The organism is Streptococcus sp. NLN76 (genome assembly GCF_015686645.1).
In the GTDB taxonomy this organism is placed as follows: Bacteria; Bacillota; Bacilli; order Lactobacillales; family Streptococcaceae; genus Streptococcus.
The window spans coordinates 36769-44968 of sequence record NZ_JADPMS010000012.1; the positions used below are offsets into that span (position 1 = coordinate 36769).

An 8200-nucleotide genomic window follows, 5' to 3' on the forward strand; every position below is an offset into this window, starting at 1 on the left:
TATAGTCTTTGAGTTTGCTTTTAGTACAAGGCAGCGAGTCGCAGACAGTACTGAAGTACGGCAAGACGAGCTAACACAGTAATAAAAGATAAACTAAAAGAGTATACAAAATGAAGAAGGCTTGGGAACTAGACCAGGCCTTTTTTGGTTCTCCGTGGGTTGTTACTGTTCAGGAGGCTTCCCATTTGATACAATAAGAAGGTACAAGGAGCTTGTGATGAGAAAAATTCATTTTTTTGTATTGATCGAGTTAATTCTAGTAACACTCGCTCTCTTAACGATGTTTACAGATGATCTGACAAGGGGGATACTCTTTTTAGTACTCTGTCTCTTGTTGTATCACTATTATCGGGTGGACAGCCAGTCCAATCTACTCCTGGTGGCCTTGAGTTTGTTTCTCTTTCTAGCCTTTAGTCTCAACCCCTTTGGGATGGCAGCTATTATTTTTGGCTTAATTTATGGATTTACAGCCAGTATTCCTTACCTTTATCGGGAACATAAGCCTACAGTAGTTACTCATCTACCACAGGCTGGAACAAAGCAGCGTAATACTTGGATTGGAGATTTCTCTTATTTTTTAGCAGAAGATCAGGATTTTGAGGATTTGAATCTCTTTCGCTTTAGTGGTAATGATACTCTCTATCTAGACCAAGTGGTCATTGGTCCTGAAGCTAATCTTATCCTGATTCGCAAGGTCGTCGGTCACACCAAGATCTATGTCCCAATAGACCTTGCCGTTGAGTTATCTGTGAACACTTTGTATGGAGATGTTCACTTCTTCGATGAATCCTACTATTTGCGCAATGAACAGTTACAGATTCATAGCGAGGATTTGTATCAGGCCAATCGCTCTGTCAAGTTGGTTATTTCCAGCCTCTTGGGGAACGTGGAGGTGATTCGCCGATGAGAAAGGGTGTTTATCTCTTTATTTTTGTGGCAACCTTTGGACTCCTCTTTTTTTTAACGACAAAATTTTTACAATTACTAGACTATAATTGGGTTGATCTCTGGTTAAGAGATTGGATTGGACTCCAGATTTTGGCAATGTTGCTAGCTTTGTCGGTAGGAACAGTCGGTTTGGCCTTTTTGGCTCAGATATGGCGTGCCCAAACCATGCGCAATCGCCTGCATCCAGCCCTAGAACAAATTCGTAAAGGCCAAACCTACACGAGTTTGGATGACCCTATCTTAGACGCTGATCTCCAGCTACTAGGAGAGTCTATTCAAAGTTTGCAGGAAAATCGTCAGGAGCAGGAGAACCAGGAGTTGGTTGAGAAGGCCCAGGTTATCACTGAAGAACGGCAACGAATTGCCCGTGATCTACATGATACGGTCAGCCAAGAGCTTTTTGCCGCAAGCATGATGGTCTCGGGTCTCCGGCAATCCAGTATCGATGCGGATGAAATGCGGGGACAGCTGCAAGGAGTGGAGGGTATCTTGAATACCGCCCAGAATGATTTACGGATCCTGTTACTTCACTTGCGTCCCAGGGAACTGGAGGGACGTGACCTAGTCACTGCTCTTAAAACGTTGCTTTCAGAAGTGGAGGAAAAGAGCTCAATTTCCACACGTCTAGAAGTTTCGGTTGGAAACTTGTCGTCTGAAATTGAAAACCATTGTTATCGGATTGTGCAAGAGTTTATCAGCAATACCTTGCGCCACGCTCAAGCAAAACATATTGAAGTCTATCTTAGACAGACACCGGGTCAGTTGCAGCTGAAAATGGTCGATGATGGGGTAGGGTTTCAAAAAAATCAAACCAAAGATTTCCATTATGGCTTGGCCAATATGGAAGAGAGGGTAGAAGATATGGCAGGTAGAATGACCCTCAGAACGGCTCCCTATCAGGGAGTCGCGATTGATATTCGCATACCAATTTTAAAGGGAGAACTCGATGAAAATTCTATTAGTGGATGATCATGAGATGGTCCGATTGGGCCTCAAAAGTTATCTTAACTTGCAGGTGGATACCTTGGTTATTGGTGAAGCCAATAATGGCAAGGAAGGCTTGGAATTGGCGCTGGAATTGCGACCAGATGTGATTGTCATGGACCTTTTGATGCCTGATGTCGATGGAATTCAAGCCACATTGAATATTTTGGAAGCTTGGCCGGAAGCTAAAATTTTAATTTTGACCTCTTATCTGGACAATGAAAAGATTTATCCTGTTTTAGAAGCTGGAGCCAAGGGGTATATTCTCAAGACTTCCTCGGCGGATGAAATCTTCAGTGCGATTCGGAAAGTTTCGCAAGGGGAGATGGCTATCCAGACTGAAGTTTCTCAAAAATTCGAACAACACCGCCTCAATCGTCCTTTGCACGAAGACTTAACCCCCCGGGAGCGGGATATCCTCGCCCTTTTGGCCAAAGGCTATGAAAATCAGCGGATTGCAGACGAACTTTTTATTTCATTAAAAACAGTTAAAACACATGTCTCAAATATCCTCTCAAAATTGGCAGTCAGTGATCGAACACAGGCAGTTATCTATGCCTTTCAACATCATTTGGTGCAATCAGATGAGGATTGGGGATAAGGAGTAAACATGAATACTAAAACAAAATATAAGGCAAAAAAAATAAAAATTGTTTTCTTTGATATTGACGATACCTTACGGGTGAAGGACACAGGCTTTATCCCAGCTTCGATTGAGCGTGTTTTTCGTGACTTAAAAAAAGCTGGAATTAAGGTGGGAATTGCGACTGGCCGTTCACCTCTTGGTGTTGTACCAGAATTGCGAGCTCTTAAACCTGATTATCTGGTAACGATAAACGGGGCTTATGTGGAAGATGCCAAGGGTGAGGTTGTTTTTAGCCAACCCATCCCAGAGGCACAGGTTCAAGCTTATAAAGATTGGGCTGCTAACCAAGAAGTGGCTTATGGGTTGGTTGGAAAAGATCAGGCTAGCCTCTCTAAACGTTCCCCACTCATAAATGAAGCCATTGACGTTGTCTATCCTGGACTTGAGATCGATCCGGACTTGGATCAAAAAGAAGCCATTTACCAAATGTGGACCTTCGAGGAAGGAGAACAGGATTTAGCCTTGCCAGAGGAATTAGCTAAAGATCTTCGTCTGGTTCGTTGGCACACTAATTCATGCGATGTTGTAATCAAGGATATGTCAAAAGCGGTTGGTGTCAAAAAAGTTCTGGAAAGTTTAAACCTCAAGCCGGAGAATCTTTTGGTCTTTGGTGATGGTCTAAATGATTTGGAGGTGTTTGATCTAGCTGGATTGGCAGTTGCCATGGGAGGAGCTCTTGATTCCGTTAAGGACAAGGCGGACTTTGTGACCAAGTTAGTGGAAGAGAATGGAATTGAACATGCTTTAGTGGAAATGGGGCTGATTCCTAAACTGTTAAACTTTCCACAATTGGATTTGGAGAAAGTCGAAGGACCTGTGGCTAGCATGGAGACCAACCAAGGGACTATGAAGATCAAACTTTTTCCTGATCGTGTACCTAAAACAGTTGCCAATTTCCTTGGTCTTGCCAAGGAAGGTTATTATGAAGGGGTAACGTTCCACCGCATCATTGAAGATTTTATGATTCAAGGCGGAGACCCTTCCGGAACTGGTATGGGTGGAGAATCCATTTATGGTGGTGAATTTGAAGATGAATTCCATGAAGAACTTTACAACCTCCGTGGTGCCTTATCTATGGCCAACGCTGGTCCCCATACCAATGGTAGTCAATTCTTCATTGTTCAGAACACAGGTGGAACCTACAATAAAAAAGAATTGGTTCGAGGGGGCTGGCCTGCACCGATTGCAGAATATTATGCAGAAACGGGTGGTACTCCTCATTTGGATCGTCGACATACAGTCTTTGGTCAGTTAATGGATCCCACTTCTTTTGAAGTTCTTGATAAGATTGCCCATGTTGAAGTAGACATGATGGATAAACCTTTAGAACCCGTGATCATTCTGAAAATTGAGGTGGAGGAATGAGAATTGGCGAAAAATACAAGGGTGTTGTTAGTGGTATTCAACCCTATGGAGCCTTTGTAGAGCTTGAGAATGGTACAACGGGTTTAATCCATATTTCCGAAATTCGGACTGGATTTATTGAGAATATCAGTGACATTTTGAAGGTAGGACAAAGTATTACTGTTCAAGTCGTAGATTATGACGAATACTCTGGTAAAGCTAGTTTATCTATGCGAACCTTGGAAGAGGAGAAACATCGCTTCCCTCGACGTCGACGTTTTACGAACGACCGCTATAAATCTGGTTTTCGTCCATTAGGAAAGAACCTTTCTAACTGGACCAAAGAAGCCTTGGATTATCTGAAAAATCATGAGGAATAGAAAAAGAACTTGCCTTCATTTCAAGGCAAGTTCTTTTTCTATTCCTGGTTCTCATATAGGGATTGGGGAATCTCAACTTCCCGCAAGCCGACTTCTTGGTAGTTTACTTTTCCTTGATAAAAATCAGTCAAAGTTGCTTGGACTGATTCCAGTCGTTCCTTATCTAGGTAGAGCAGAGTTTGAACCGTATCTGTGAACTGGGTATCGTATTCCTCCAATTCTTGATCCTTTAAGAAATTTCCATATTCTTGATACTGGGAGTAGGAGAGTTCCACCTGCAAGCCCATTTGCTCCTTACGTTGGACAATGCCTAATTCTTTTATCGCTAGAGCCACGCTAGAAGCGTAAGCCCTAATCAGCCCACCCGCCCCCAGTTTAATTCCGCCAAAGTAGCGAGTGACAACGACACAGACATTGGTAAGATTGTGATTTTCCAAAACTCCCAGCATAGGTACACCAGCTGTTCCGCTTGGTTCGCCATCATCACTGGAGCGTTTAATTTCGGATTTTTCTCCCACAATAAAGGCCGAGCAATTATGAGTCGCCTTGTAGTGTTCTTTTTTCACAGCTTGAATGAAGGCACGTGCCTCTTCTTCCGTCTCAACCCGCTTAGCCTGACAGAGGAAACGGGATTTTTTTATAGTTTGTTCGGCAGCGCCGTCTTGAGTAATTGTTCTAAATTCCATAATTCTATTGTAGTCAAAGTAAAAAAGAATGCAAGTTTTTTCGAATAAAGAAGTATGGAAGATGAAAAAAATTATTGGGGCAGACGTCTCCCTGCAAGGGAATGGCCAGAAAAACTGAAGTCTGTGGCTCTTACGATGCCAGGTATTGAAAAAATCAAGGGTCAATGGGTTTGCCAAAGGTGCCAAAGTCAGTTAAATGAAAAAAATCGTCTCCCGCAAGGGGCCCTCTATTGTCGTGAGTGTATCCAGATGGGGCGCGTGCGATCGGATGAACAGCTGTATTATCTGAAACAGCAGCCTTTTCCGACGACAGAGAGTTGTCGTTGGTTGGGCCAACTTAGCAGCGACCAGGAAAAGGTAGCTCGGATGCTGCGTGACTATAGTATGAAAGGGTGGTCTTGTCTGGTTCATGCTGTAACCGGTGCAGGGAAAACGGAAATGCTCTATCCTTTGCTGACTCATTACCTCAATCAAGGTGGAGTGGTGGGATTGGCAAGTCCTAGGATTGACGTTTGTCGGGAGCTCCATCATCGTTTACAAAGAGATTTTGAAGTGGCTTCTTGTTTTCTCTATGGTGAGGGAGAGCCCTATCGGAGAAGTCAACTCGTTGTGGCGACAGTTCAGCAGTTATTTCGCTTCTATCAAGCTTTTGACTTGCTGATTGTTGATGAAGTGGATGCTTTTCCTTTTGATGAAAACGACCAGTTGTATGCAGCTGTTGACCAAGCACGAAAGCCGAAGGCACCCTTACATTTTCTTACGGCCACGACAACGCCTAGGTTGGAAGAATGGATTCAAAGAGGAGACCTAAAACGCTTGGCCTTGGCTAAACGTTTTCACCAGAATCCCTTGGTTGTCCCTCAAGTACATTATTGGTCTGGTTATCAAGCTGGTGGTCGATTGCCTAGGAAGTTTCTCCATTCCTTTAAAGAACAACGTCGAAGTGACTTTCCGCTTTTGATATTTCTTCCTCTGATCCAATGGGGCAAAGCATTTTATCAAAAATTAAGTCAACTGCATCCCCATCTTCGAGCAGCCTTCGTCTCCTCTCAGACTCCCAATCGGAAAGAACTGGTCGAAGACTTTCGGACAGGGCGCGTGGAAGTTCTGATCACAACCACAATTTTAGAACGGGGGGTTACTTTTCCAAAGGTGGATGTGTTTGTTCTGGAAGCTGACCATCCTCTCTATACGAAAAGTAGCCTAGTGCAGATAGCAGGACGTGTTGGCCGTAGCCCAGAACGACCACTTGGCCTCGTATTTTTTTTCGCCCAAGAACAGACTCGCGCTATCAAGCAAGCTATTCAAGAAATCAAGCAGATGAATCAGGAGGCCGGATTTTGAACCGTTGTATCCTTTGTCAAAGCATCATTGTAAGTCCCCTATTATTCGCAGATTTATTTTTTATGGTAAAAAATGAAGAGTATCTATGCTCCACCTGCCGACTATCCTTTCGAAAAATAGATAAAAACTGCTGCCCGTCTTGTCAAAAGTCAGGTAGCTCAGAACTCTGTTCAGATTGTATGTTATGGCAAGAACGAGGACACCCGATCTGTCATACAGCCCTTTACCAATACGAGAAGAACATGGCCGACTATTTTGTTCGTTACAAGCTCTGGGGAGATTACCAGCTTCGTTTTGCTTTTTCAAAAGAAGTAAAAGAAAGCCTTAGAAAATGGAAGGGCTATACCGTGGTACCAATACCGGTATCAGACCACAGGTATCAAGAAAGGGGCTTCAATCAAGTTGAAGGATTTCTAGAAGCTGCAGGAATTACCTACTATCCACTATTGAAAAAGGCTGAGGTTGAGCATCAAATTGGAAAGGGGAGGAGAAAACGGTTAGAAATGGAGCAGGTATTTGAATTGAAGCAGTCTCTTAAGGTCTCTAAAGGAGTACTATTAGTGGATGATGTTTACACAACAGGAGCGACTCTGGCCCAGGCTAAGAAAATAATTTATGAAAACATAAGTCAAAATGTTTTCACATTTTCCATCGCAAGATGAGGAAAGGGCTTGCATTTTTGAAGTGAAAACGTTATACTATATATATAGAAAAGCTTCTAGCTTAGAAGGAAGGTATATATATGTTTAAATATAGTATCCGTGGCGAAAACATTGAAGTAACAGAAGCAATACGTAATTATGTTACTGCAAAACTTGAAAAGCTTTCCAAGTATTTTCAGGATGAACAAGAACTCGATGTACGGGTCAATTTAAAGGTATATCGTGAAAAAACTGCTAAGGTTGAGGTAACCATTCCACTTGGCTCCCTAACTCTTCGTGCAGAAGATATTTCCCAAGATTTATATGGCTCCGTTGACCTAGTGGTCGATAAAATTGATCGTCAAATCCGTAAAAACAAAACCAAGATTGAGAAAAAACATAGAGCCAAAGTTGCGACAGGTCAAATTTTCACCAATGAATTGATTGAGGCAGAAGAAAAAGATCCAGTCAAAATTGTTCGCTCTAAACAAATCGATCTTAAACCGATGAGTGTAGAAGAGGCTATTCTTCAAATGGACCTTCTTGGTCACGACTTCTTTATTTACAAAGATGCAGAAGATGACTCAACTAACGTTCTTTACAAACGTGAAGACGGTGGTTTTGGACTTCTCGAAGTTAAATAAACACCTTCATATCGAGGCTGGGAATTCACCCAGCCTTCATTTTTTTGAAAAAAATTACATTTCCCCCTTGCAAAGACCATCATCATGTTGTATACTAATAAAGTCCTGAAGGGAGAGTTCCTTAAACGGGACGCAATCAGTAAAATAGTTCGGCTCAAACGAACGAAAACAAAAAAACTTTAAAAAAGTTAAACAAAAGTGTTGACAAGTCGTTGAGGTTTTGATAAACTGATTAAGTTGTCTCGTGAGAGACATGACCTTTGAAAACTGAACAAGATGAATACCAATGTGTGGGTAGTAGGAATACTACCTGTCAATAATAAATTCGAAGCTAAATCAAAAGACTTCAAGGCAAACTGACGCAGGTAGAACTAAGGTTCACCAAGGAGGTTTAACAAAGAAGTCTGAAGATTTAACGCAGAACAAATCTGTCAGCGACAGAAAAATGAGCAACAGCTCAAACTTTTGATGAGAGTTTGATCCTGGCTCAGGATGAACGCTGGCGGCGTGCCTAATACATGCAAGTAGAACGCTGAAGGAAGTGCTTGCACTTCTGGACGAGTTGCGAACGGGTGAGTAACGC

9 protein-coding genes and 1 rRNA gene are annotated in these 8200 nt (G+C 42.5%); 9 read left to right on the top strand and 1 reads right to left on the bottom strand.

Annotation, left to right across the window (positions count from 1 at the left end; all coding sequences use genetic code 11):
- Nucleotides 1-217 precede the first annotated feature (217 nt).
- Genes liaF through I1A59_RS03635 form a run of 5 tightly spaced genes read left to right on the top strand, consistent with a single transcriptional unit; the run spans nucleotide 218 to nucleotide 4302 of the window.
- A complete protein-coding gene (gene liaF, locus I1A59_RS03615) occupies nucleotides 218-907 on the top strand; it encodes a cell wall-active antibiotics response protein LiaF (protein ID WP_196091452.1) in 690 nt (229 codons plus the stop codon).
- Nucleotides 904-1917 carry a sensor histidine kinase gene (locus I1A59_RS03620; protein ID WP_196091453.1) on the top strand — a complete coding sequence of 338 codons (1014 nt, stop codon included), beginning with the start codon at nucleotides 904-906 and terminating at the stop codon, nucleotides 1915-1917. Before liaF ends, I1A59_RS03620 begins: the two co-directional genes overlap by 4 nt.
- Nucleotides 1895-2533, top strand: a complete 639-nt coding sequence (locus tag I1A59_RS03625; protein WP_196091454.1) for a response regulator transcription factor — start codon at nucleotides 1895-1897, stop codon at nucleotides 2531-2533. Before I1A59_RS03620 ends, I1A59_RS03625 begins: the two co-directional genes overlap by 23 nt.
- Nucleotides 2534-2542: 9 nt before the next feature.
- Nucleotides 2543-3943, top strand: coding sequence for a Cof-type HAD-IIB family hydrolase (locus tag I1A59_RS03630; protein WP_196091455.1), 1401 nt, complete (start codon nucleotides 2543-2545; stop codon nucleotides 3941-3943).
- Nucleotides 3940-4302: a S1 RNA-binding domain-containing protein gene (locus I1A59_RS03635; RefSeq protein ID WP_196091456.1), complete on the top strand. Its 363-nt coding sequence runs from the start codon at nucleotides 3940-3942 to the stop codon at nucleotides 4300-4302. Before I1A59_RS03630 ends, I1A59_RS03635 begins: the two co-directional genes overlap by 4 nt.
- A 38-nt stretch (nucleotides 4303-4340) precedes the next feature.
- Here I1A59_RS03635 and I1A59_RS03640 read toward each other — a convergent pair whose 3' ends face one another.
- Nucleotides 4341-4988 carry a YigZ family protein gene (locus I1A59_RS03640; protein ID WP_196091457.1) on the bottom strand — a complete coding sequence of 216 codons (648 nt, stop codon included), beginning with the start codon at nucleotides 4986-4988 and terminating at the stop codon, nucleotides 4341-4343.
- A 54-nt stretch (nucleotides 4989-5042) separates the two neighbouring features.
- On the opposite strand from I1A59_RS03640, the gene I1A59_RS03645 reads away from it, so the two are divergent.
- From I1A59_RS03645 to I1A59_RS03660, 4 genes are all read left to right on the top strand, one after another.
- Nucleotides 5043-6332, top strand: a complete 1290-nt coding sequence (locus tag I1A59_RS03645; protein ID WP_196091458.1) for a DEAD/DEAH box helicase — start codon at nucleotides 5043-5045, stop codon at nucleotides 6330-6332.
- 242 nt (nucleotides 6333-6574) lie between these two features.
- Entirely contained in the window at nucleotides 6575-6994 is a 420-nt protein-coding gene (locus tag I1A59_RS03650; RefSeq protein WP_196091459.1) for a ComF family protein, read from the top strand.
- 80 nt (nucleotides 6995-7074) lie between these two features.
- Nucleotides 7075-7617: a ribosome-associated translation inhibitor RaiA gene (gene raiA, locus I1A59_RS03655; protein WP_196091460.1), complete on the top strand. Its 543-nt coding sequence runs from the start codon at nucleotides 7075-7077 to the stop codon at nucleotides 7615-7617.
- Nucleotides 7618-8081: 464 nt separating this feature from the next.
- Nucleotides 8082-8200, top strand: a 16S ribosomal RNA gene (locus tag I1A59_RS03660); the annotation flags it as partial.